Here is a 22,278-nt window from a genome sequence, read left to right as displayed (position 1 = left end):
GCTTAGCGGAGCCGCACCGGGACGTCGGTGCGGGCCGACTCGTAGATCGCGAGGATCACCGCGAGCGTGCGACGGGCATCGGCGACGGTGACCAGCGGCGGCCTGCCCTGCTCGATGGCGTCGGCGAAGTCGCGGTACTGCTCGGTGTGCGCCTCGGACAACGCCGTGGGGTCCGAGCCCGCCCCGGCGCGCGGCCCGCTGTCGAGCGGCGGCGCGTCGCGCTCGGCGCTGTGGAAGGTGACGAGCCGGTCGTCGTCGATCACCGCCGAACCCCGGTCGCCGTGGATCTGCACCCGCGCGGTCAGCCCGGGGTAGGCCGCTGTCGTCCCGTGGACGGCGCCGAGCGCGCCGCCGGCGAACCGGATCGTGGCGGTCGCGACGTCCTCGACCTCGATGCGTTCGTGGGCGAGGCAGGCGGTCCACGCGAAGACTTCGACCGGCTCACCGAGCATCCACACCAGGAGATCGACGGTGTGGATGCCCTGGTTCATCAGCGCGCCGCCGCCGTCGAGCGCCAGGGTGCCCCGCCAGCCGCCCGAGTCGTAGTACTCCTGGCTCCGCCACCAGGCCACGCTCGCCACCCCCGAGGTGATGCGGCCGAAATCCCCATCCTCGACCGCGCGACGCACCAGGCGGCTGGCGGTGTCGAAGCGGTGCTGGCTGATCACCGTCACCGTCCGTCCCGACTCCCGCTCGGCGCGCAGCAGGCGATCCGCGGCTTCGAGGGTGACGTCGACCGGTTTCTCGACGACCACGTGCTTGCCGGCCCGCAACGCGGCGATGGCGATGTCGGCGTGGGTTCCGCTCGGCGTACACACGGCGATAGCGTCGATGTCCTTACGGGACAAGGCATCGGACACCGACGTCGTGAACGCGACGTCGTAGGCGCCGGCGAGTTTCGTGGCACGGTCAGGAATCTCGTCCACCACGAGGACGAGTTCGCCGACCGCCGCGATCGACTTCGCGTGCTTTTCGCCGATGACCCCGCAGCCGATCACCGCGAACCGTAGTGCGCTCACCGGTACTCGATCCCTTCGGCGGACAGGATTTCCACGAACGCCTGATGCGCGGCGCGGAACAGCTCGGGGCCGCTGAAACCGCCCATTCGCCCGGCCGCGGCGAGATGCGGTTCCAGCGAGAAGAACCCGTCGAAGCTGTCGCCACGCAGCGCACGGATCGTATCCCGCACTTCGCCGTCGCCTTCACCGGCGGGCATTACCTCGCCGGTCGCCAGGACCGCGTCCTTGATCTGGACGTACTCGAGATGCGGACGCAGCAGCGCGTAGCCATCGGTGTACGGGCGGAGTCCACATTGGACGAAGTTGGCCGCGTCCCAGGCCAGTCGCAAAAGCGGCGAACCGACGGCTTCGACGATGTCGAGGCAACGTTCCGGGCTGTCCCCGTAGATGTCCTTTTCGTTCTCGTGCAGCAGGATCACGTCGTGTCCCTCGGCCCTCGCGGCGAGTGCGGACATCCGGCGCAGCACCTCGTCGCGATGGCGGCTCGGATCATCGTCCGGGGGCAGGAAGAACGAGAAGATCCGGATGTACGGCGCTTCGAGCGTCCGCGCGACGGCCAGCGCGCGGTCGAAGCGGCGTAGATGCGCCTCGAAGTCGTCGTGGATCCCGATCTTGCCGATCGGCGAGCCGATCGAGGACACCCCGAGGCCGTGCCCGGAGAGCAGGTCGCGGACACGGCCGAGCTGGGTGTCGTCGAGATCGAGCACGTTGGTGTCCCACGCACTGCGGAATTCGACGTACTCGATGCCGAGTTCCGCCAGGACCCGGCACTGCACTTCAGGATCGGGCGAGATCTCGTCGGCGAAACCGGACAGGGTCCACATCGGGTCCTCCGCACCTCGGCGTCTCACCCGATCCTGACAGCCGTGGGTGAACGGCGGCTATACCAAGGCCGACAACGGGAGGATCAGCGCGATCGCGACCACCGAGATCAGCGTCTCCATCACCGACCAGCTCTTGAGCGTCTGGCCGACCGACATCCCGAAGTACTCCTTGACCAGCCAGAACCCCGCATCGTTGACGTGCGAGAGGAACAGTGAACCCGCGCCGATCGCGAGCACCAGCAGCGCGCTGTGACTGGGATCCATGGTCGCCGCGAGCGGCGCGACGATGCCCGCCGCCGAGACCGTCGCGACAGTGGCCGACCCGGTGGCGAGCCGGATCGCTACCGCGACCAGCCAGCCCAGCAGCAGCGGCGAGAGGTTCGCACCCTTGGCAAGACCGGTGATGACGTCACCGACTCCGGCGTCGACGAGGGTCTGCTTGAACCCGCCGCCCGCGCCGACGATGAGCATGATCCCGGCGATCGGGCCGAGCGAATCGCCGATCGTGCTGGACAGCTTCGCGCGGTTCAGCCCGGCGGGGCGGCCCAGCACGACCATGGCCACCAGCACCGCGGCGAGCAGCGCGACCAGCGGGTCGCCGATGAAGTCGAGCACCCGGCGCAGGTGGTTTTCCTTGCCCAGCAAGATGTCCGAGAGCGCTTTACCCAGCATGAGCACCACCGGCAGCAGCACGACGGACAACGTCGCGGCGAAGCTCGGCCGTGGTTTGTCGCTGCTTTCCCGCTCCGGGACGAGGCGCGCGGGCGGCGTCGCGTCCGGCACCATGCGCGCGGCGAAGCGGCCGAACAGCGGACCGGCGATGACCACCGTCGGGATGCCGACGAGCAGGCCGAACGCCAGCGTGATGCCGACGTTGGCGTTCAGCGCGCCCGCCGCGGCCAGCGGGCCGGGGTGCGGCGGGACGAGCCCGTGCAGTACCGACAGCCCGGCCAGGGCGGGAATTCCCAGCAACAGCACCGGTTTCCCGCTGCGCTTGGCGGCGAGCAGGACCACCGGGATGAGCATGACCAAGCCGATCTCGAAGAACATCGGCAGCCCGATCAGCGCGGCGACCAGCGCCATCGCCCACGGCAGGCCGCGCCCGCGCACCTTGCCGAGGACGGTGTCGACGATCTGGTCGGCGCCGCCCGAGTCGGCCAGCAGTTTGCCCAGCATGGCGCCGAGCGCGATCAGCACGCCCACCGACGCGACGGTGGAGCCGACGCCGCCGGAGAAGCTCTTGAGCAGCTTGTCCACCGGCATCCCGGCGACGAGGCCGAGCACGCCGGAGCCGAGGATCAATGAGAGGAACGGGTGCAGTTTGACCTTGGTGATCAGCACGACGATCACCGCGATGGCGAGCACCGTGGCGCCGATGAGGCGGGTGTCGTGGCCGGTCCAACCGGCGGCGAGCGTCATCACGCGCGCTCCTTGAAGGCGGCGAGACCGGCTTCGACGATCTCGGCGGGGGACTCGTGGATGTCGAAGACACGGCCGGGCTCGTCGGGTTCGAGCGGTTCGAGGTCGGCCAGCTGGGAGTCCAAAAGGGACACCGGCATGAAGTGACCGCTGCGGGTCTTCATGCGCTCGGCGAGTGTCGCGCGGTCGCCGTCGAGGTGCAGGAACCAGACTTCGCCGCCGGTACGCAGCACGTCCCGGTAGCGGCGTTTGAGCGCCGAGGAGGTCACGACGCCACCGGTCTTCTGGTGGTCGCGGATCCAGGCGGCGATCGCCGCGAGCCAGGGCGCGCGGTCCTCGTCGGTCAGCGGCACCCCCGAGGTCATCTTGTCGATGTTCGCCTGGGGATGGAACGAGTCCGCCTCCGCGTAGTCGACGCCGAGTTCCTCGGCCAGGGCCGTGCCGACGGTCGTCTTCCCCGACCCGGACACACCCATCACGGCGATGACGGTCATCGCTACCTCCCACGTCGTTGTGTACCGGCGCTGTGCTGCGGAGAGTACAACCCAAAAGTACTACTTAATCAAGAAAAAGTACTACTTAATCGAGTCAGATCGCTAGGTTGAGCGAATGGGGAACGACAGGCACGAGGAAGTGCTCGACGCGCTCGGCGCCGCCATCGCCAACGGCGAGCTGCCGCCGGGGTCGGTGCTGCGGTCCGACGAGCTGCAGGAGCGTTTCGGCGCTTCGCGCACCGTGGCTCGCGAGGTCGTCCGTGTGCTGGAGACGATGCGGCTGACCAGCAGCAGGCGCCGCGTCGGCACGATCGTCCGGGACCAGGCGGAGTGGAACCACTACGACCCGCGCCTGATCCGCTGGCAGCTGGACGGGCCGTGCCGTCCCGCGGCGCTGCGTACCCTCACCGAACTGCGCTCGGCGATCGAGCCGTGTGCCGCCCGGTTCGCGGCGTTGCGCGCGACGCCGGAGGAGCGCGGGAAGCTGTCGGCGCTGGGGGAGCGGCTGGCGCGGACGGCGAAGTCGCGAGACCTCGACGTCTTCCTTCAGCACGACGTCGCCTTCCACGACCTGCTGCTCGCCGCGTCCGGCAATCCGATGTTCGCGCAGCTGTCCGAAGTGGTCGCCGAGGTGCTGGCCGGCCGGACCGGGCACGGCCTGATGCCCGAGGAACCGCAGCCCGAGGCGATCGCCTGGCATCTGGAGGTCGCCGCGTCGATCGCCGCCGGGGACGCGGACCGTGCCGAGCGGGCGATGCGGGACATCGTCAGCCAGGCCCGCGACGAAATCGCCGCGCTCGTCGAGTAGTTCCGGAGCGACGCATCTCACAATGTGCGAACCGGAGGAACCGGACAGGTCTTGGTGCGCTCTCACCCGCTGCTTTGCTCAACAGCAGTGAACCGAGGAGTTTCACCATGAAGATCCTGTCCCGCGTTGGGGTCGCGGGAGCGACGGCGTTCGTCGCTTCGATGGCTTTCGCCGCACCTGCCCTCGCCGCTCCGGCCCCCGTGTCCGCCGCCGCGCCCGCTGCCGCCGCGGGCACCGACTGCCGGTGGAAGGCCGCCGAGACCATCAAGATCCGCACCGCGCCGAAGACCAGCGCCGCCGCTGTCGGCCAGGTCAACAAGGGCTCGAAGGTGTGCGTCCACCCGCCGGCGGTCAAGGGTGGCACGTACACCGCGTGCAAGCGCACCGACGACCGGTGGCTGAAGATCGGCACCAACCGGTACATCGTCGGCATGTGCGTCGACTTCACCGGCTGACCTGCTCGGCGTCGAGCGCCCCAATGTGGCATTGGGTGCGTTGGATGCACCCAATGTGGCGTTCGGTGCGTTGGACGCACCGAACGTCACATTGGGGCGCACGGGGCTCAGGCGAAGCGGTGGCCGCCCGTCCAGCCGGGGTCGCCGGTCTTGGCGAAGCGGACCCACGCGCCGTGCATCTCCGCCGCGAGCGACGGCGGGACGTCCGGGCCGAGCAGGCCGTCCGGTGTGCGGAGGGCGGGCAGGTCCGTGTTGTCGAAGACGAACGGGAGTTCCGCGGTGTGGCAGGCGCCCAGCGGACCGCCGCGCCAGTCGAACTCGTAGGTGAACGCCTTGGCGTACAAGGAGAGCAGCCGTTCCCTGCCGTCGCGGAACATCGCGTCCACCGCCGCACCCCGCTCAGGACCGCCGTAGAGCCCCGATTCCTGCGAGTTCGTGCCCACGAGGACGTCCACCGGCAGTGGCCGGGGCGCCTCGTCGAGCACCATGCCCAGCGGGGTGACCCGCCCGGCCGGTGCGGGGACCTCGGCGAGTTTGGCGACGAGCCGTTCGTCGGGGATCTCCGCGAAGGCGTCCACAGTGGACGGAATGCCGAGCCGGCCTGCCAGCGCGCGCGTCGTCTCCTGGGCTTCCTCGCCGGTCATCGTGACGAGCCCGCCGCTCTGGCTGATCGCGCGGCGGAAGAGACCGTCCGCTTCGGGCGTCACCAGCAGCCCGCCGACGAGCATCGCGCCCGCCGACTGCCCGAACACCGTGACCTGGTCCGGATCGCCGCCGAACTCGGCGATGTGCCGTCGCACCCACTCGAGCGCGGCGATGACGTCCAGCAGTCCCCGGTTGCGTGGCGCGCCCGGCAGGTCCAGCCAGCCCGGCGCGCCGAGCCGGTAGTTGAGCGTCACCAGCACCACGCCGTCGCGCGCGAACGCGGTGCCGTCGTACAGCGGCGCCTGGCCGGTGCCGGAGACGAACGCGCCGCCGTGCACGAAGACCAGCACCGGCGCGCTGCCCGTCCTCGACGGTGTCCAGACGTTGAGGGTGAGGTAGTCCTCGCCGCGCTGCCAGCCCGGCCCGATCACCGGACTCAGGTCCACCGGGAACCGCCGCGCTGGAGCGGGCGCCGTCGGCCCGAGTCCGTCGTAGCCGCGTACATCGTCCACAAGGGACGGTGCGGCGAAGCGCGCGGCACCGGTCGGTGCGGCGGCGTAGGTGAGGTTGCGGAACACGTTCACCGCCATGTCGCCCACTCCTTCACCGCGAAGTTGCCGCCCTCGCGCTGGATGTGGGCCGCGCTCGCGCCGGGGAAGTGCGCGGGGAACAGCAACGCGTTCTCGTCCGCGGCCTGCCCCAATACCCGCCGACGGGCGACTCGTGCCTGGGCTTCGTCTTCGTCGAAGCAGGGGCCGTGATCCGGCTCGGCGATCTGCAGCGGGCTGTGCAGCAGATCGCCGACGAAGACCGCGCGGTCGGTGCCCGAGCGCAGCCGCACCACCGACGAACCCGGCGTGTGCCCCGGCGCCGGTTCGATGCGCAGGTTGGCGTCGACGTCGTAGCCGTCGCCCTCCCACAGCACCGTCTGCCCGGCCCGGTGGACCGGCGCGACGCTGTCCTCGAACACGTTCTGCGACTGCCGTCCCGAGCGGGTTTTGTTGGCGTTGTCCGGATTCCAGTAGTCGAAGTCCGCGCGCGCGATCACGTATTCGGCGTTCGGGAAGGTCGGCTGCCATTCGCGATCGACGAGCCGGGTGTTCCAGCCGACGTGGTCGCCGTGCACATGGGTGCAGATCACCACGTCGACGTCCTCGGGCCGGACACCGGCGGCGGCGAGTTCGCCGAGGTAGTCCGTGTCGAGGTGGGCGAAGAACGGCATGTACGGGCGTTCCCTGCCGTTGCCGATGCCGGTGTCGATCAGGATCGTCCTGCCTTCGCTGCGCAGCAACCAGGTCTGGATCTGGGTGCGCACCTGGTCGGCGGCCGGGTCGAGGAACTCGGGAGCGAGCCAGTGCTCGTGCTCGCGCCAGTGCTCGATCGCCACGTCCGGGAAGACGAATCCGCGATCGAGGCCCCGCACGGGGAGCTCGACCACGCGGGTGATTTCGACGTCTCCAAGCGTCAAGGTGTCCATGCGTCCAGCCTGCGGACCGGCGGCGCCCGGCGGTATCGGTCACGTGACTGCACTCGGCGATACAGTCGAAAGGTGACCATGGTCGGGCGGGACACCGAGAGCGCGGCCGTGCTCGGCCTCACCAGCGGCGTGCTGATCGTGACGGGGGAACCGGGTTCGGGCAAGAGCACGCTGCTCGAACTGGCGGTGGACACGCATCACGGCCGCGTGCTCCGGATGACCGGCAGCGAGAACGAGACGAACCTGCCCTTCGCCGGGCTGCACCAGCTCCTGCGGCCCGTCCTCGACGACGTCGCCGGCTTGCCCGAACGGCAGCGTTCGGCGCTGCTGGGCGCCATCGGCCTCGAAGAGACCGGAACTCCGGATCGGCTGCTCATCGGCGTCGCGCTGCTCGCTCTGCTGTCCGACCTCGCCGAGAAGTCTCCGGTCCTGGTCGTCGCCGACGATCTGCAGTGGATCGACGCGGGTTCGCGGGAGATGCTCGCTTTCGCCGCCCGTCGTGTCGACGACGAACCGCTCGCGCTCCTCGCCGCGACGCGGGACGCCGCGGGGTTCGCCGGCTTCCCGTCGCTCGTGCTGGGACCGCTCGACGTCCGCTCCGCGAGTGCGCTGCTGGACAGCCAGCCGCACCCGCCGACCGGAAAGCGCAGGCTGCGCGTTCTCGACCAGGCCGCCGGAAATCCCCTCGCGCTGGTGGAACTGGCGCGGACGGACTGCGCCGACGAAGACCTGCTGCCGCTGACCGACCGGCTCACCCGGGTCTTCGCCGCCGACCTCGCAGCGCTCCCCGAACACACCCGGCAGGCGCTGGTGCTGGTCGCCGCGGACGAGCTGGCCGCCGTCGAGAACGCCGAAGCACTCGCCCCCGCCGAGGCCGCTGGGTTGCTGCGGATCGTGGGCGGCCGTGTCCGCTTCCGGCACCCGCTGATCCGCGCCGCGATCTACCACTCCGTCCCGCTGGCCGACCGGCGGCGTGCCCACCGCGCACTCGCCGCGTCGCTCGACGGCGAACCCGATCGCCGCGCGTGGCACCTGGCGGCCGCCGCCGACGGGCCCGACGAGACGATCGCCGCCGCGCTGGAGGAATCCGCGGGCCGGGCCCGCGAACGCGGCGGGCACGCGGCGGCGGCGAGCGCGCTGGAGCGCGCGGCCGAGCTGAGCCTCCAGCGGCAAGACCGCGCACGCAGGCTGGTGGCCGCGGCGGGCGCCGCCGTCTACACGGGACAGCCGCGCTGGGTGGAACAGCTCGCCGCGAAGGCCGAGGCGAGCAGCGACGACGTCGTGCTCAAGGCCGAAGCGTCGTTGCGGGTCGGGCAGGTGCTCACCCTCAGCGCCGAGCACGACACCGCGTTGTCGCTGCTGTTGCGTGCCGCGGAGGTACCTGCCTTGCACCGGACCGCGGTGACGCTGGCGGCGGTGGCCGCGTTCTACGCCGGGCACGAGCGGCAGCGGCTCGCCGTCCGCGCGCTGGCCGGGGACGATCCGTGGGTCCTCGCGCTGACCGATCCGGTTCCTCGCCGGGCCGAGCTGGCCGCCGCGCTGCCCGCACTGGTGGAGCGGGCAGGGACCGATCCCGGACGGCTCACCTCGCTCGGCGGGATGGCCTGGCTGCTCGACGAGACCGAGCAGGCCGTGCGGATCTTCGACGAGGCACTGCACCGCTGGCGGATGCGTGGCGCGCTGCCCGCCGGGCTGGGCTGTTCGGCGGGCTGGGCGTACCTCGACCACGGGCGCTGGGCGCAGGCCAGGACGGCCGCGGAGAAGGCGACGCCCGCGGGATCGGGCATGCCGCACCTCGAAGCCGCCGGACGTTCGCTCGAAGCCGCCGCGCTCGCGCTCACCGGAGACACCGAGCAGGCCCGTGTGACCGCCACGATCGGACTGTCACTTGTGGACCCGGACCGCAGCAGGGCCGTCGGTGTGCGTCTCCGATGGGCGCTCGGGATGGCCGAGGTCGCCGACGGTGACCACGGGGCGGCATACGAGCAATTTCGCCAGATGTTCACCGACGAGGGCGACCCCGTCCACTACGCGTGTTCGTACGCCGCATTGGCCGAACTCGCCGCGGCCGCCGCGCGTACCGGGCACGAGGCCGAAGCGGCGGAGATCGTGGAACGCGCGGAAAAGCGACTCGCCGAGGATCGCTCGCCTCGCATGCGCGCGCTGATCCACCGGGCACACGCTCTGCTCGAACCCGAAGAAGCGGAGTCGCATTTCGAGATAGCGCTGGCCGATCCCGCTGCCGCGCAATGGCCTTTCGAACGTGCGCAAATCCTGCTGGACCACGCGGAATGGCTGCGGCGGCGCCGTCGCATCACCGACGCGCGCCCGAAGCTGCTCGCCGCGACGGAGATCTTCCGCCGCCTCGGCGCGCGTCCGTGGATCGACCGTGCACAAGGGGAACTCCGCGCCGCCGGCGTCGAAGCCGAACCGGCCACACCGGACGCGCTGACCTCGCTCACCCCGCAACAGCAGCACATCATCCGCCTCGCCGCCCAGGGCCTGAGCAACCGCGAGATCGGCGAGCGGCTGTTCCTTTCCCCGCGCACCGTCGGCTCGCATCTCTACCGGAGTTTTCCCAAACTCGGCGTGACCGCGAGGTCTCAGCTCCGTGACTTGATCGAGTCCGTTCGGTAGCGCGGTTTGTCCTTTTTGGTTGGACACCGTTGTCGGACACTGTCGGGTACTTAGGGTCACTCTGTTGGTCACTTTGGGCAAATAGGGACACCCTGAGTGTGCCTGTGTGTGGCCTGTGTATGCTCCGGTGTCGCTGAATCGGGTGATCGAATGATCACCTGGTAGGTGCGTCCGTCGTGGTCGGGAAATCGTGATGTCACGCGGCTGTGGGATTCGTGTTCGACTCGGATAGGAGACTCATGCACGGCAAGTCAGGACTCATGCGGGGCGGCGCCGCTGTGCTCGGCGCTGCCGTCGCACTGCTCACCGCGGCTCCCCTCGCGAGCGCGGACCCGGTCTCGACCATGAGCACCGGCGAGGCCAAGGGCAGGGTCGAGGGCGGGGACGCGGCGTTCCAGGTCAACTTCGACCGCGGTCCGGTCAACACCCCGGTCGCCGAGCTGTTCAACCTCACGCTGTCCGATGGCAGCAAGCTCAAGGTCTACTGCGTCCAGGTCGACGTCGACCTGGACAAGCAGCAGGACATGATCGAGCGGCCGTGGGACAAGTTCCCGGACGCTGCCTCGCCGTTCCACAAGAACCGCGACAAGCTCAACTGGGTGCTGCACCACGGCTACCCGGCGAACGACCTCGCCGCGATCGAGGCCGAGCTGGCCAAGAAGGACGTCAAGTTCCACGACAAGCTGTCCAAAGCGGAGGCCATCACCGCGACGCAGGCGGCCGTGTGGCATTTCAGCGACGACCGTAACCTGAACCCGGAACACCCCATCCGCTCCGGCTCCGCCGACGACGCGGCCGATGTCCTCGCGCTGTACAAGTACCTGACCGGTGACGCCAACACCGGCATCGGTGAGCAGCCCAAGCCGACGCTGAACATCAGCGCCAAGGCGACCGAAGGCAAGGCGGGCACCCGGATCGGGCCGTTCACCGTCACCACCACCGGCGACATCACCGAGCTGACCAGCAAGCTGCCCGAGGGCGTCAAGATCACCGACGCCGACGGCAAGGAGCTGAAGACCGCCGACGTCAAGGACGGCAGCGAGCTGTACGTCGACGTCCCGAAGGACGCCAAGGACGGCAACGGCACCTTCGCGCTGAAGGCGTCCGGGCACTTGGACACCGGTCGTCTTTTCGTCGGTGAGAACTACGAAAAGAAGAAGGCGCAGTCGCTGATCGTCGCGCAGTCCGAGAAGACCACGGTGAGCGCCAATGCCGCCGCGAAGTGGACCGCGGGCACCGTCACGCCGCCGACCAGCGAGACCAGCACCCCGCCGAGCGCCACCACCGCGCCGCCGACCCCGAGCGGCCCGCCGACCACCGCGCCGTCGGTCGTCCCGCAGGCCGAGCAGGGTTCGCTGCCCTACACCGGCGTCTCCGCGATCCTGCCGATCAGCATCGGCGCGCTGCTGCTCATCGGCGGCACCGTGATGCTGCTGATCGTGCGCCGTCGCCGCAAGAGCGCCGCGTAACGACCAACGTTTGACCCGGCGGGGCCAGTCCACTATCCACTGTGGACTGGCCCCGTTCGCGTCGCCGGTCCTCACGTGCCGGTGCAGGCGGCCGTGGCGAACTCACCGGAAGCGGTCTTGGTCGAGACCACCGCACCGTCCACAGTGATCTTGCAGGTCACCGATCCGCCGGTTTCCGCTGTCGTCACGGTGAGCGTCCCTCCTTTGTAGACACCCTTGTTCTCGACGTTCTTGTGCCACGGCAGGGCCGGGGCTGTTTCCGTGCTCGGGTTGAGCACTTCGCCGTAGACGATTTCGACGTTCTTGGCGTCGCCGGTCACCTCGTAGGACACTTTCGCCGTTTTGGTGAGTTCCTTGTTGACGTCGTCGACCGCCTTGTTGAAGACGAAGATCCAGGTAATGCAGACGCCGAGGCCCAGTACGGAAACCACGATCCCGGCGATCGAAAGTCCCTTGTTGGACGCGATGCCCTTGCGCACCCTGGCGAGCCCGATCGCGGCGAAGATCAGGCCGAGCACGACCAGCGGCCAGGCGACGATTCCGACGAAGGGGATCGGGGAGAACACCAGGCCGATCAGGCCGAGCACGAATCCGGTGGTGCCGATGCCGTTGCGGGGCGGCGCGGGCGTGGCCAGCGGGGGCATGGCCGGGGGATAGGGGGTCTGCTGGGTCACGGGATTTCCTTTCCGGGTAACGACGCGACGGATGTAATCAGCGGGTGTGGCCTCGCCGCGTCGTCCGGCGGGCACAGAGGCGTTACGACGAAAGTCGTCACTTCGCCGTCGTGCCTCAGCGGATCCGCTGATGCGAGAGGGCCGGGGCCGGTGCGTAGGCTCGGCGCATGGCAAGGCGTGTGCTCGGCGTGGTGCTCACCGTGGTCGCGGTCGCCGCGTGCGTGGTGACCGGCATCTTCGTCTTCAGCACCCAGGGATATCTGCCGGACACCAAGACGTTCGTGCCGACGTGGTGGTCGGTGCTCGGCTTCCTCGCGTCGATCGGGGCGGCGGTCATGCTGTGCTGGCGCCATCGGTGGCCGCTGCTCGTCACCGGCATCGCCCTCGTCCCCTCGCTGGTGTTCGGGTTCGAGTCGCTGGCCGCGCTGATCTCGCTCGCCGCGCTGGCCGCCGCGCGGCGCGACCGGCTGCTGCCGTTGGGTGCCGCACTGGTGTACGCCGCCACCGCGCTCGCCCTCTGGCACGACGCCCACCGCCATCGCGACGTGAGCATCGCCGGTTTGATCGTCGGCCGGGAGACCAGCGCCGGGCAGGTGATCGGGATCCTCGTGCTGGCGTCAGTGCTGACCGCCATCCCGCTGGCCGTCGGGATCACTCGCGGCGTCCGCGACGACCTCGCGCGCCGGGACGCCCTGGAACGGGAACTGCGCGCGGAGATGACGAGGCGGGCCGAGCGGACCCGGATCGCGCGCGAGATGCACGACGTGCTCGGGCACCGGCTTTCCCTGCTGTCGCTGCAGGCCGGGGCCCTCGAGGTCAACCAGGGCGACCACGCCCGCGCGACCGAGGCCGCGCGGACCGTGCGCACCACCGCCCGCCAGTCGCTCGACGACCTCCGCCAGGTCATCGGCGTGCTCCGCGACGGCAAGGGATTCGCCGAGCCTGCCGGGGATCCGCGGCCGGGCGAACACGCACAGCCGGGGCTGGCCGACATCCCGGAACTGATCGCCACCACCCGGCGGTCCGGCCTGCCCGTCAACATCACGATCCTGCTCGACGAGGCCACCACGGCGCCCGTCCTGCTCGGCACGGCGGCGTACCGGATCCTCCAGGAAGCGCTTACCAACGTGCTGCGGCACGCGCCCGGCGCGGTGGCGGACGTGGCCGTCCGCGGCGGGCCGGGCGCCGGGCTCACCATCGAGGTGGTGAACCCGCTGCCCGCCACCGCCCCGCCGTCACCGGGGTCGGGCACCGGGCTGACCGGTGTCACCGAACGCGTCACGTTGCTCGGTGGGAAGGTCGGCGCCGGGCCCGCCGAGGGTGGAAAGTTCGCACTCCGGGCGTGGTTGCCGTGGGAACGGCATTAGGATGGGCGGGTGCCCCGGCGCCCATTGAGAGTGCTGCTCGTCGACGACGACCCCTTGGTGCGCACCGGCTTGTCCATGATCCTCGACAGCACGGACGATCTCACCGTCGTCGGCCAGGCCGGTGACGGCGACGAGGTCGTGCCGCAGGTGACGAGGCACGCGCCGGACGTCGTGCTGATGGACATCCGGATGCCCCGGATGGACGGACTGGCCGCGACCGCCGCCGCCACCGCGCTGGCCAATCCGCCCAAGGTGCTCATGCTGACCACCTACGACCTCGACGAGTACGTCTTCGACGCGCTCGCCGCGGGCGCGAGCGGATTCCTGCTCAAAGACGGTTCCCCGCAGGAGATCATCGAAGCGGTGCGGGTCGTCGCCGATGGCGAGGCGATGCTTTCCCCGCGTACGACAAGGAAACTCATCGGCCATTTCGTCGCCGCCCGCACGAATCCGCGGCGTGCCAGGGCGCGGGCCGGGCTGAGCACGCTGAGCGAGCGCGAACGCGAGATCGTCACGGCCGTCGCGCGGGGCAAACCGAACGCGGAGATCGCCGTCGAACTGCATCTGAGCGAGGCCACGGTGAAAACGCACATCACGCGCATCTTCGCCAAGCTCGACGCCGCGAACCGGGTCCAGCTCACGATTTTCGCCTACGAAGCGGGGTTGGTGACGCCATGAGGAATGCTTTCCGCGCAACGGCTTTCGTGCCGATGGTGGCCGTGGCCGCGCTGCTCGCGGCGTGCGGTGCGGGCGGCTCCGGCCGTGGTCCGGTGGAGCAGGGGCAGACCGGGGAAATCCCGGCCGCCGCGAAGGACGACGCGCTCGCCGCGCTGGTCCCCGCGAACATCCGCGCCGACGGCATGCTCGTGTTCGGCCAGGACCAGAGTTCGCCGCCGGGCGAGTTCGTGGAGAACGGGAAGCCGGCAGGCGTCGACGTCGATTTCGGCACCGCGGTAGGGCAGGTGCTCGGGCTGGGGACGGAGTTCCGGAACACCGCCTTCGACGGCATCATCCCCGGCGTCGAGGCCGGGAAGTACGAGATCGGCATGTCCTCCTTCAACGTCAAGGCGGAGCGGCTCAAGACCGTCGACATGGTCACCTACTACCGGGCAGGCAAGGCGCTGGCCGTTGCCAAGGGCAATCCCAACCGGATCACGCTGGACACGTTGTGCGGCAAGAACGTCGCGACGCAGAAGGGCACCGCCGAGGTCGAGGACCTGGAGCATCGCAACGAGGCGTGCGTGATGGCGGGCAAGCCCGCCATCACCATCACCCAGCTCCAGGCACAGACCGACGTGAATCTGGCGCTGGCCTCGAAACGCGTCCAGGCCGAACTCGCCGACTCGCCCACCATCGACTACGTGGTCAAGCTGAACGGGCAGCTGGAGCGAGTCGGCGAACCGTACGACACCGCGCCGTACGGCATGGTGCTGACGAAGAACAGCGGCGACTTCGGCCGGGCGGTCCAAGGCGCCGTGCAGAAACTGATCGACAGCGGGACCTATCGCCGGATCATCGACAAGTGGGGCCTGTCGGTGTCCGGCGCGCTGACCCGGTCGGAGATCAACCCGCCGGTGCGGTGAGCTAGCGCTGGGCCGCGGGGCGCAGGACGATCTCGTTGACGTCGACGCCGGGTGGCTGGCCGATGGCGTACGAAACGGACTCGGCGATGGCGCCGGCGGGGATCGACTCCGCCCGGTAGGTCCGCATCAGGTCCTTCGCGCCAGGTTCGGTGATGGAATCGGCGAGTTCGGACTCGACGACGCCGGGCGAGATCGTGGTGACGCGGATACTCGGGTCGACCTCTTGGCGCAGGCCTTCGGTGATCGCCCACGCGGCGTACTTGGTGCCGCAGTACACCGCCGCGGTGGGGGACACCTGGTGCGCGCCGATGGAGGCGATGGTGACGAAGTGCCCGCCGTGTGCGCGCTGGAAGTGCGGCAGGGCCGCGGCGATCCCGTGCAGCAGGCCGCGGATGTTCACATCGATCATCCGGTCCCATTCGCCGACCAGCAATGAGTCCAATCTGGACAGTGGCATCACGCCGGCGTTGTTGACGAGTACGTCGACCCGCCCGTGTTCCCGCGCGGCGTCGTCGACGAACGTGGCGACGTTCGCGCGGTCGGTGACGTCGAGGCGGCGGACGTCGGCGCTGCCACCAGCGTCGCGGATCTCCGCCGCGACCGTGGCGAGCCGGTCTTCGCGCCGGGCACCGAGCACGACGTGGTGTCCCTCGCGGGCGAGCCGCAGCGCGGTCGCCTCGCCGATACCACTGCTCGCGCCGGTGATCAGGACGATGCTCATGCGGTGACCTCGGTGGGGTAATCGGCGGACAGCGTCAGGTCGCGCCAGGCGTCGAAGCCCTCCCGGAGGGTGCCGAGCCGGGCCGTGGCGATGTCGTAGGCGGCCTTGCCCAGCAGCAGGCGCAACGGCGGTTCGTCGGCGCCGACCGCGGTGATGACCGCTTCGGCGGCGCGGTCGGGGTCGCCAGGCTGGTGGCCGTAACTGGCCAAAGTGGACACTCGGCGCGCGCCGGCGGTGCCGTCGTAGTCGTCGATGCGGATTTCGGACTGACGCATGGACGGACCGGACCAGTTGGTACGGAAGGTGGCGGGCTCGACGATCGTGACCTTGACGCCCAGCGGCGCGACCTCGGCCGCGAGCGATTCGGAAAGGCCTTCCACCGCGAACTTGGTGGCGTGGTAGTACCCCGTGGCGCCGAACGCCGCGAGGCCGCCGAGGGACGAAACGTTCACGATGTGCCCGGCGCGGCGTTCCCGCATACCCGGCAGGGCTGCCTTGGTCATCTCGATCAGGCCGAAAACGTTGGTGTCGAACAGGTTCCGGACTTCGTGGTCTTCACCCTCTTCGAGGGCGGCGAGGTAGCCGTAACCGGCGTTGTTGACCAGGACGTCGACGTGGCCGAAAGCCGACTCGGCCTGCTTGACGGAGTCCCGGATCCGGCCGGAATCGGTGACGTCGAGGGCCAGTGCCAGCGCGCGATCCTCGCGGCCCGCGACGATATCCGCGACCTGCTCGGGCCGGCGGGCGGTGACGACCGCGCGCCAGCCGCGATCGAGGACCGCGGTGGCCAGTGCCCGGCCGAGGCCGGTGGAACAACCGGTGATGAACCAGACCGGTGTGTCGTGGACGGACATGATGCTCCTCTTTTTTGAATGGGCTCATTTTTGAACGGGCTCAGTGCGTGCTTGAACGAACCGCGTGACAAGACGACGTCAGGCGGCAGGAAACGGGGTGGATTCCCGGTCAGTGGTGGTTGCGCTCCTCGGCGGACAACCTGGGTTCGGCGGACTCGCTCGCGGTGAGACTGCCGAGCAGTGCCAACGCCTCTTCGGACGGGCTGCCCGGCTCGGCCTGGTAGACGACCAGTTGCTGGCCGGGCGCGCTGTTGACGGTCAGCGCCTCGTAGGTCAGCGTCAGCTCGCCGACCAGCGGGTGCCGGAATCGCTTGGTCTCGTGGGTTTTCTGCCGGATGTCGTGGCGGGCCCACAGGTCGCGGAACGCCTCGCTCTTCACCGACAGTTCGCCCACCGTCTCGATCAGCAGGGGATCGTCCTGGTCGAGCCCGGCCGCGGACCGGAGCCCGCCGACGGTGTTGACCGCCACCCGCTCCCAGTCCGGGTAGAACTCCCGCGCGTCCGGGTCGAGGAACACCAGCCGCACGAGATCCCCGCTGTAGGTGTGCCCGGCGAACAGGGCACGGCCGAGGATGTTGTGTGCCAGCACGGTCAGGCAGCGGCCGAGGACCACTGCCGGGGCGCGCTCCCAGCCGTCCAGCATGCGCAGCAGGTTCGGGCTCACGCGCTCGCGCCGCGCGGCCGGACGGCGACGGGTGCGGACCGGGCGCGCCAGCCGGTGCAGATGGGCCAGCGCCTCCTCGTCCAGGTCAAGGGCCCTGGCCAGTGCGTCGACGACCTGGATCGAGGGGTTCCGCTCCCGGCCCTGCTCCAGCCGCACGTAGTAGTCGGCGCTGACGCCGGCGAGCCGCGCGACCTCCTCCCGGCGCAGGCCCGCGACCCGGCGGTGGCCCGTGACCGGCAGGCCGGCGTCCTCGGGCCGCACGAGTTCCCGGCGGGCCCGCAGGAACGTGCCGAGGGCGTTGTCGCTGTCCATGGCCACCAGGCTAGGTCGGAAAGGACCGGCAGGGGAGCGGGAAGGGTGGCCGTGGTACTCCTAGGATCGCGGCTCAGGCACCGCGTTCGCCCCTGCCGAAGGGGCGGAAACCGTTGGTGCGCAGGGAAGTTCCTGACTGGGGCGCGCTCGGCGACGCGGCACCGGAGTTGGCCGGGACGAGGGTGGCCAGTGCGTTCGCGTGGGGGGAGAGGCTCGCGAGCGCGCTCTCGGCGTCGAGCCCGGGCAGGTGGATCCAGGCGCTGTCGGCGAAGTCCGCGGTGGTGACGCTGATGCGCGCGCAACGGGCGGGCGGCACGAGCGCGACACTGAACGGCTCGACGACGTTGCGCCAGACCTCGTGCGACAGGACGAGACCGGCGCCGAACTTGTCGCCGGTCGGGTCGTTGCGGCACCAGTAGGCGACCGCGTCACAGAACGTGGTGGCGGACAGCAGCCTGGTCAGCGTGATGTAGGTCCGGTGGTAGCGGTGGTTCTCGGCCATCGGGCCGGTGTGGACCGCGACCCGCGCGCGCATCGGCGTGCGGGCGTAGCGGTTGCGGGACCGGAGCAGGTGATCGAGGTGGAACACCAGCTCGACGAGCCGTCCGAGTGCCTGCTCGGGGTAGGCGAGCATCACGCCGTCCCCGGTTTCCCGGAAGTGGCGGGCGTCGTCCCACGACAGTCCGACCGTGCTCAAGGCGTGCGACACCAGCGTTTCCATTTCGGACTTCATCGGATCGAGCAGATCGTCGCTCGCCTGCGACGAGCCCACGATGTCGACCGCGAGCACCGCGTGTGATCGTGCGTTGAACCGGCTGGAGGTCAATGCGAACATCGTGACCTCTCCCCCTCCCTCGAGGTATGTTTCGCGACAAGGGGAAGTGTCACGACTACCCAGCGAGAGTTCTGTTCGCTACCGAACAGAAGTGACCACACAGGTGCCACGATTCAGTGATCTGTGTCACACTTCCGTGTCCGCCCGCTCGCGGAGTTTGAAGCGGTCGGTGACGGTGAACGACTTCCGGGCGCTGGCGACTATGCCTTCGTCGCGCAGGGTGTTGAGCGCCTTGGCGACCATGGTGCGGCCCATCGGGATGAACTGCGCCAGCTCGTCCTGACTCAGCGGTATCGCGATCCGCCACCCCTCGTCGGTCTCGACGCCGCACGCGTCGACGAGGTAGTCCAGGCGCCGGGCCACCCGCGTGATCGCCTGCGGTTTCCACGACTGCGTGCGTTGCTGCTGTGCCACCACGAACCGCTGGGACACGCTGATCAGCAGTTCCTTCATTGCCGCCGGGTGCTCGGTGAGGAAGCGCTCGAACTCGCTCGCCCCGATCCGCCTGGCCTGTACCCGGTCGATCGCGACCACGTCGGCCATCCGCGTCCCGCCCGCCACGACCGCGATCTCGCCGTGCAGATCGCCGGGGACCCCGATGTCCAGGATGATCGCGGTGCCCTCCTGGTCGACGCTGGCGACCTTGACGTAGCCGTGGCGCAGCAGCATCACGTACTCCCCGGGCTCCCCGGTCCGCATCAGCGGCTGCTTGGGGGCGTACTCCTGTTGCGTTCCCATCTGGAGCAGTCGTTCCCGTGCTCGCTCGTCCACCCGATCCAGGAACGGCTGCTGCCGCCCCGCCGCTGTCCCGTTCATCCAGGCGCCCTCCCGCGCTGCCGACATGGTGCCGAAGGGGACCGTAGTGCTCGGCGGTCACCGGGGCGAGGCGGCCGGTTGGTCCGCCGTGAAAATCCCGAGCCGGACGAGTTCCGAGCGGATCCAGTCGGCCAGCAGGTGCAGCGGGCCACCCGGCTCCTCCTCGCGGAAACGGGCCACGATCTCGTGATGGCGTCCGCCCTGCTGGGCCGTGTACTGCAGCGCCGCGCGCACCTCGGAGGTCTTCAACGGGACGACGCGGGTGCCCGGCCTCGGCCGGACCGTGCTCTTGGCGCCCATGACCGAGAGCACGGCCTCGTCGAGATCGAAAAGGTGTTCCACGAGCACCATCGCGTACTCGACATCGTCCACAACCCGTCGCGCGACCATTGCCATGACACCAGTCGACCATGCGCGAGCCGTCCGATCCGTTCACTACCGAACAGTTCGGGGCAACTCACCGCGCCGGGAGGTCGAGTTTTCCGGCGAGCCTGCCGATCCACGCGGTGATCTCCTCCGCGGACCGGTCCGGCAGGCCGAAGATGGCCTCGGTGACGCCGATGGACGCGAAGTGCGCCAGCTGCTCCCGGTCGGGCCGCCCGGCGAGCACCGCGACCTCCGGCTCGCCCGCGCGGCCTTCGTCGCGCCAGATTTCGCGCAGCAGGCCCACCGGCCCCTCGATGTCCACATCGGACGGAGTGGTCAGCCAGCCGTCGGCGTGCTTCGCGATCCAGCGGAAGTTCTTCTCGGTGCCGCCCGCGCCGAGCACCACCGGGATGTGCGGCTGGGCCGGCTTCGGCCACGCCCAGCTCGGCCCGAACGAGACGAATTCGCCGTCGTACTCGGCTATTTCGTCCGTCCACAGTGCACGCATCGCCTCGAGGTACTCGCGCAGCGCGGTCCGGCGCCGGTTGCCGGGCACCCCGTGGTCGGTCAGCTCGTCGACGTTCCAGCCGAACCCGGCGCCGAGCGTGACCCGGCCGCCGGAGAGGTGATCCAGGCTCGCGACGGTCTTGGCCAGCGTGATCGGGTCGCTCTCCACCGGGAGCGCGACCGCGGTCGAGAGCCGGATCCGGGTGGTCACCGACGCCGCGGTGGCCAGTGCCACCCACGGGTCGAGCGTGCGCAGGTACCGGTCGTCCGGCAGTGACGAGTCGCCGGTGCGAGGGTGCGGCGACTCGCGTTTGACGGGGATGTGCGTGTGTTCCGGCACCGAGAAGGAGTCGAAGCCCGCTTCCTCCGCCGCGCGTGCCGCGGCCGCCGGGGTGATGCCCCGGTCGCTGGTGAACAACACGATCCCGTATCTCACGAGACCGACGATAATAGAACGTGTTTCAGTTTGCAATGGGCTACGTGCTGGCGTCCACTGTGGACGATTCGGCGGCGCGGGTGATCCCGTGGTCGAGCGCCCCAATGTGGCATTGGGTGCGTTGGACGCATCGAACGCCACACTGGGGCGCATGGGGTCCGCGGGGCTCGCCGCACCGAGGGACGCCCTCGTCGCACTCAACGCACCAAGGGCGTCCCTTGGAACTTCCCGCACAGGCCGACAGCATCGCCCGACGTCGCGAAAGCTCCGTTGGGGACGCTCAACGTCGCGAACGGAGCGTTCGCGACAGCCGGGGTCGCGGCGCGAAAACCCCAGCCGTCACGACGAGCCCGTGAGCAACACGAATGCAGCCGGTGTGCCGGGGCGGATCAGCGGCGGCGGGTGAGTTTGCCGAGTACGGAGGAACGGCGCCGCGTAGCGGTGATTCCGCCCGCGACGGCGTCGTCGAGCAGGGAGCCGACCGTCTCGTGCGCACACGCCCGGTTGGCGCCGATGCCGCCGCTGGGGCCGCGTTTGATCCAGCCGACGACGTAGGTGCCCTGCCGACCTTCGACGCGTCCGCCGGTGTGCGGGATGGTGCCGGTCTCCTCGTCGAAGGGCAGCCCCGGCACCGGCGTGCCCCGGTAGCCGACGGCGCGGATCACCTGGCCCGCCGGGAGCTGGACGTCACCGTCGAGACCAGTGACGCGGAGCCCGCGGACCTGGGCGTCGCCGAGGAATTCGAGTGGCGCGGAGTGGAAGCGCAGCACGATGCGCCGGTTCTCGTGCCGTGGCGGCACGGACCAGTCGACGGTCTCGCGCGCGACGTCGCGGAGCAGGGCCGCCTTGGAACCCTCGGCCGCATTGTCGATGACGCGGGCGATCTCCGGATCGTGCGTGTCCACGACGAGGTCGGCGGTTTTCCGCTGGGCCAGCGCGAGCAGTTCCGGGCCGGTGTAGGCCGCCGCGTCGGGGCCGCGCCGGGCGAGCAGGACCACCTCGCGCACCTTGCCCGACCGCAGCCGGGCCAGTGCCTCCGGGGCGATGGTGGTGCCTTCGAGGTCGGCCGGGTCGGCGGTCAGGATCCGCGCGACGTCGAGCGCCACGTTGCCGTTGCCGATCACGACCACGCGTTCCGCCGAGAGGTCGATCGCGTCGGCGGGCGTGTCGGGATGACCGTTGTACCAGGCGACCACCTCGGTCGCGGCCATGCTGCCGGGCAGGTCCTCGCCGGGGAGGCCGAGGCCGCGCGCCGAAGACGCGCCGACCGCGTAGATCACCGCGTCGTGCCGCGCGGCCAGCTCGTCGACCGTGACGTCCCGCCCGATCTCGACGCCCAGCCGCATCCGGAGCCGGGGGTGGTTGTGGAAGCGCGCGAACGTCTCGCCGATCTTCTTCGTCGACGGGTGGTCGGGCGCGACGCCGTACCGCACGAGCCCGCCCGCGACCGGCAGCCTGTCGATCAGCGTGACCCGGGAACCGGTGTGCAGCAACAGGTCCTCGACCGCGTACATGCCCGCCGGGCCGGTGCCGACCACCGCGACGTCCAGCGGCGCGAAGTCGCTGGGGATGTCGCGGTCGAACACCGGCGGGCCCCACGCGTGGAAGTTGGGCGCCGGGTCGGTGGCCGCGGCCGGGGCCCGGTCCGCGTAGAAGGCGGCGTTGATCTCGGCGTAGGGCTTGAGCGACTCGGTCAGGCTGTCGACCGGGAAGATCGCGTCGACCGGGCACGCGTCCGCGCAGGCCCCGCAGTCGATGCACGCTTCCGGGTCCACGTAGAGCATGTCGGTGGTCCCGAAGTCCGGCTCGTCCGGGGTCGGGTGGATGCAGTTGACCGGGCACACCGACACGCAGGTCGCGTCGTTGCAGCAGGTCTGGGTGATCGCGAAGGCCATC

Annotated in this window: 22 protein-coding genes; 7 read left to right on the top strand and 15 right to left on the bottom strand. The window is 70.0% G+C overall.

Annotated features, from left to right (window positions below):
* Window positions 1-2: 2 nt before the first annotated feature.
* The 4 genes from ACFW0G_RS02905 to ACFW0G_RS02890 are packed head-to-tail and all read right to left on the bottom strand — an operon-like array spanning window position 3 to window position 3,756.
* On the bottom strand, window positions 3-1,019 hold the full coding sequence (locus ACFW0G_RS02905) for a Gfo/Idh/MocA family protein (protein ID WP_378322960.1): 1,017 nt from the start codon (window positions 1,017-1,019) through the stop codon (window positions 3-5).
* A complete protein-coding gene (locus ACFW0G_RS02900; RefSeq protein ID WP_378322958.1) occupies window positions 1,016-1,843 on the bottom strand; it encodes a sugar phosphate isomerase/epimerase family protein in 828 nt (275 codons plus the stop codon). The genes ACFW0G_RS02905 and ACFW0G_RS02900 overlap by 4 nt, the downstream gene beginning before the upstream one ends.
* 57 nt (window positions 1,844-1,900) lie before the next feature.
* On the bottom strand, window positions 1,901-3,262 hold the full coding sequence (locus tag ACFW0G_RS02895) for a gluconate:H+ symporter (RefSeq protein WP_378323129.1): 1,362 nt from the start codon (window positions 3,260-3,262) through the stop codon (window positions 1,901-1,903).
* Window positions 3,262-3,756 carry a gluconokinase gene (locus ACFW0G_RS02890; RefSeq protein ID WP_378322957.1) on the bottom strand — a complete coding sequence of 165 codons (495 nt, stop codon included), beginning with the start codon at window positions 3,754-3,756 and terminating at the stop codon, window positions 3,262-3,264. Before ACFW0G_RS02890 ends, ACFW0G_RS02895 begins: the two co-directional genes overlap by 1 nt.
* A gap of 115 nt (window positions 3,757-3,871) precedes the next feature.
* Between ACFW0G_RS02890 and ACFW0G_RS02885 the strand changes: the two genes are divergently transcribed.
* Both ACFW0G_RS02885 and ACFW0G_RS02880 read left to right on the top strand, forming a co-directional pair.
* Window positions 3,872-4,564, top strand: a complete 693-nt coding sequence (locus tag ACFW0G_RS02885) for a FadR/GntR family transcriptional regulator (protein WP_378322955.1) — start codon at window positions 3,872-3,874, stop codon at window positions 4,562-4,564.
* A gap of 107 nt (window positions 4,565-4,671) precedes the next feature.
* Complete coding sequence (locus tag ACFW0G_RS02880) at window positions 4,672-5,019, top strand: SH3 domain-containing protein (RefSeq protein WP_378322953.1); 348 nt, start codon at window positions 4,672-4,674, stop codon at window positions 5,017-5,019.
* A gap of 107 nt (window positions 5,020-5,126) precedes the next feature.
* Here the strand turns inward: ACFW0G_RS02880 and ACFW0G_RS02875 are convergent, their stop codons facing one another.
* A complete protein-coding gene (locus tag ACFW0G_RS02875; RefSeq protein WP_378322952.1) occupies window positions 5,127-6,254 on the bottom strand; it encodes a carboxylesterase/lipase family protein in 1,128 nt (375 codons plus the stop codon).
* Window positions 6,245-7,141, bottom strand: coding sequence for an MBL fold metallo-hydrolase (locus tag ACFW0G_RS02870; RefSeq protein ID WP_378322950.1), 897 nt, complete (start codon window positions 7,139-7,141; stop codon window positions 6,245-6,247). The genes ACFW0G_RS02875 and ACFW0G_RS02870 overlap by 10 nt, the downstream gene beginning before the upstream one ends.
* Window positions 7,142-7,219: 78 nt before the next feature.
* Between ACFW0G_RS02870 and ACFW0G_RS02865 the strand changes: the two genes are divergently transcribed.
* Together ACFW0G_RS02865 and ACFW0G_RS02860 are read left to right on the top strand one after the other, a co-directional pair.
* A complete protein-coding gene (locus tag ACFW0G_RS02865) occupies window positions 7,220-9,778 on the top strand; it encodes an AAA family ATPase (RefSeq protein ID WP_378323127.1) in 2,559 nt (852 codons plus the stop codon).
* A gap of 239 nt (window positions 9,779-10,017) precedes the next feature.
* Window positions 10,018-11,247 (top strand): thioester domain-containing protein, encoded by a 1,230-nt coding sequence (locus tag ACFW0G_RS02860; protein ID WP_378322949.1) that lies wholly within the window; start codon window positions 10,018-10,020, stop codon window positions 11,245-11,247.
* A 71-nt stretch (window positions 11,248-11,318) separates the two neighbouring features.
* Here the strand turns inward: ACFW0G_RS02860 and ACFW0G_RS02855 are convergent, their stop codons facing one another.
* On the bottom strand, window positions 11,319-11,921 hold the full coding sequence (locus tag ACFW0G_RS02855; protein ID WP_378322948.1) for a DUF4190 domain-containing protein: 603 nt from the start codon (window positions 11,919-11,921) through the stop codon (window positions 11,319-11,321).
* A 167-nt stretch (window positions 11,922-12,088) separates the two neighbouring features.
* On the opposite strand from ACFW0G_RS02855, the gene ACFW0G_RS02850 reads away from it, so the two are divergent.
* The 3 genes from ACFW0G_RS02850 to ACFW0G_RS02840 are packed head-to-tail and all read left to right on the top strand — an operon-like array spanning window position 12,089 to window position 14,871.
* Window positions 12,089-13,288 carry a sensor histidine kinase gene (locus ACFW0G_RS02850; protein ID WP_378322947.1) on the top strand — a complete coding sequence of 400 codons (1,200 nt, stop codon included), beginning with the start codon at window positions 12,089-12,091 and terminating at the stop codon, window positions 13,286-13,288.
* Window positions 13,289-13,318: 30 nt separating this feature from the next.
* On the top strand, window positions 13,319-13,966 hold the full coding sequence (locus tag ACFW0G_RS02845) for a response regulator (RefSeq protein ID WP_378323126.1): 648 nt from the start codon (window positions 13,319-13,321) through the stop codon (window positions 13,964-13,966).
* Window positions 13,963-14,871, top strand: coding sequence for an ABC transporter substrate-binding protein (locus ACFW0G_RS02840; protein WP_378322946.1), 909 nt, complete (start codon window positions 13,963-13,965; stop codon window positions 14,869-14,871). Before ACFW0G_RS02845 ends, ACFW0G_RS02840 begins: the two co-directional genes overlap by 4 nt.
* A gap of 1 nt (window position 14,872) precedes the next feature.
* On the opposite strand, the gene ACFW0G_RS02835 is transcribed toward ACFW0G_RS02840, so the two are convergent.
* From ACFW0G_RS02835 to ACFW0G_RS02800, 8 genes are all read right to left on the bottom strand, one after another.
* Window positions 14,873-15,592 (bottom strand): SDR family oxidoreductase, encoded by a 720-nt coding sequence (locus tag ACFW0G_RS02835; RefSeq protein ID WP_378322944.1) that lies wholly within the window; start codon window positions 15,590-15,592, stop codon window positions 14,873-14,875.
* Window positions 15,589-16,446, bottom strand: coding sequence for an oxidoreductase (locus tag ACFW0G_RS02830; protein ID WP_378322943.1), 858 nt, complete (start codon window positions 16,444-16,446; stop codon window positions 15,589-15,591). Before ACFW0G_RS02830 ends, ACFW0G_RS02835 begins: the two co-directional genes overlap by 4 nt.
* Before the next feature lie 109 nt (window positions 16,447-16,555).
* Window positions 16,556-17,422, bottom strand: a complete 867-nt coding sequence (locus tag ACFW0G_RS02825) for a helix-turn-helix transcriptional regulator (protein WP_378322942.1) — start codon at window positions 17,420-17,422, stop codon at window positions 16,556-16,558.
* Between the two features lie 73 nt (window positions 17,423-17,495).
* Window positions 17,496-18,257: a hypothetical protein gene (locus ACFW0G_RS02820; protein WP_378322941.1), complete on the bottom strand. Its 762-nt coding sequence runs from the start codon at window positions 18,255-18,257 to the stop codon at window positions 17,496-17,498.
* Window positions 18,258-18,383: 126 nt separating this feature from the next.
* Window positions 18,384-19,100, bottom strand: a complete 717-nt coding sequence (locus ACFW0G_RS02815; RefSeq protein WP_378322940.1) for a Crp/Fnr family transcriptional regulator — start codon at window positions 19,098-19,100, stop codon at window positions 18,384-18,386.
* A gap of 30 nt (window positions 19,101-19,130) precedes the next feature.
* Complete coding sequence (locus ACFW0G_RS02810) at window positions 19,131-19,469, bottom strand: hypothetical protein (protein ID WP_378322939.1); 339 nt, start codon at window positions 19,467-19,469, stop codon at window positions 19,131-19,133.
* 61 nt (window positions 19,470-19,530) lie between these two features.
* Window positions 19,531-20,382, bottom strand: coding sequence for an LLM class F420-dependent oxidoreductase (locus tag ACFW0G_RS02805; RefSeq protein WP_378322938.1), 852 nt, complete (start codon window positions 20,380-20,382; stop codon window positions 19,531-19,533).
* 389 nt (window positions 20,383-20,771) lie between these two features.
* Window positions 20,772-22,277: an FAD-dependent oxidoreductase gene (locus tag ACFW0G_RS02800; protein ID WP_378322937.1), complete on the bottom strand. Its 1,506-nt coding sequence runs from the start codon at window positions 22,275-22,277 to the stop codon at window positions 20,772-20,774.
* Window position 22,278: the final 1 nt, after the last annotated feature.

Origin of the sequence: Amycolatopsis sp. NPDC058986 (genome assembly GCF_042741125.1) — a bacterium.
Classification (GTDB): Bacteria; Actinomycetota; Actinomycetes; order Mycobacteriales; family Pseudonocardiaceae; genus Amycolatopsis.
The sequence above is the reverse complement of the archived record's forward strand: the minus strand, read 5'-3'. Positions and strand labels throughout refer to the sequence as shown.

Coding starts and splice junctions, on each gene's coding strand:
- ACFW0G_RS02900 (WP_378322958.1), bottom strand. CDS start 1,843: ATGTGGACCCTGTCCGGTTTCGCCGACGAGATCTCGCCCGATCCTGAA.
- ACFW0G_RS02895 (WP_378323129.1), bottom strand. CDS start 3,262: ATGACGCTCGCCGCCGGTTGGACCGGCCACGACACCCGCCTCATCGGC.
- ACFW0G_RS02890 (WP_378322957.1), bottom strand. CDS start 3,756: ATGACCGTCATCGCCGTGATGGGTGTGTCCGGGTCGGGGAAGACGACC.
- ACFW0G_RS02885 (WP_378322955.1), top strand. CDS start 3,872: ATGGGGAACGACAGGCACGAGGAAGTGCTCGACGCGCTCGGCGCCGCC.
- ACFW0G_RS02880 (WP_378322953.1), top strand. CDS start 4,672: ATGAAGATCCTGTCCCGCGTTGGGGTCGCGGGAGCGACGGCGTTCGTC.
- ACFW0G_RS02875 (WP_378322952.1), bottom strand. CDS start 6,254: ATGGCGGTGAACGTGTTCCGCAACCTCACCTACGCCGCCGCACCGACC.
- ACFW0G_RS02870 (WP_378322950.1), bottom strand. CDS start 7,141: ATGGACACCTTGACGCTTGGAGACGTCGAAATCACCCGCGTGGTCGAG.
- ACFW0G_RS02865 (WP_378323127.1), top strand. CDS start 7,220: ATGGTCGGGCGGGACACCGAGAGCGCGGCCGTGCTCGGCCTCACCAGC.
- ACFW0G_RS02860 (WP_378322949.1), top strand. CDS start 10,018: ATGCACGGCAAGTCAGGACTCATGCGGGGCGGCGCCGCTGTGCTCGGC.
- ACFW0G_RS02850 (WP_378322947.1), top strand. CDS start 12,089: ATGGCAAGGCGTGTGCTCGGCGTGGTGCTCACCGTGGTCGCGGTCGCC.
- ACFW0G_RS02840 (WP_378322946.1), top strand. CDS start 13,963: ATGAGGAATGCTTTCCGCGCAACGGCTTTCGTGCCGATGGTGGCCGTG.
- ACFW0G_RS02835 (WP_378322944.1), bottom strand. CDS start 15,592: ATGAGCATCGTCCTGATCACCGGCGCGAGCAGTGGTATCGGCGAGGCG.
- ACFW0G_RS02830 (WP_378322943.1), bottom strand. CDS start 16,446: ATGTCCGTCCACGACACACCGGTCTGGTTCATCACCGGTTGTTCCACC.
- ACFW0G_RS02825 (WP_378322942.1), bottom strand. CDS start 17,422: ATGGACAGCGACAACGCCCTCGGCACGTTCCTGCGGGCCCGCCGGGAA.
- ACFW0G_RS02820 (WP_378322941.1), bottom strand. CDS start 18,257: ATGTTCGCATTGACCTCCAGCCGGTTCAACGCACGATCACACGCGGTG.
- ACFW0G_RS02815 (WP_378322940.1), bottom strand. CDS start 19,100: ATGTCGGCAGCGCGGGAGGGCGCCTGGATGAACGGGACAGCGGCGGGG.
- ACFW0G_RS02810 (WP_378322939.1), bottom strand. CDS start 19,469: ATGGCAATGGTCGCGCGACGGGTTGTGGACGATGTCGAGTACGCGATG.
- ACFW0G_RS02800 (WP_378322937.1), bottom strand. CDS start 22,277: ATGGCCTTCGCGATCACCCAGACCTGCTGCAACGACGCGACCTGCGTG.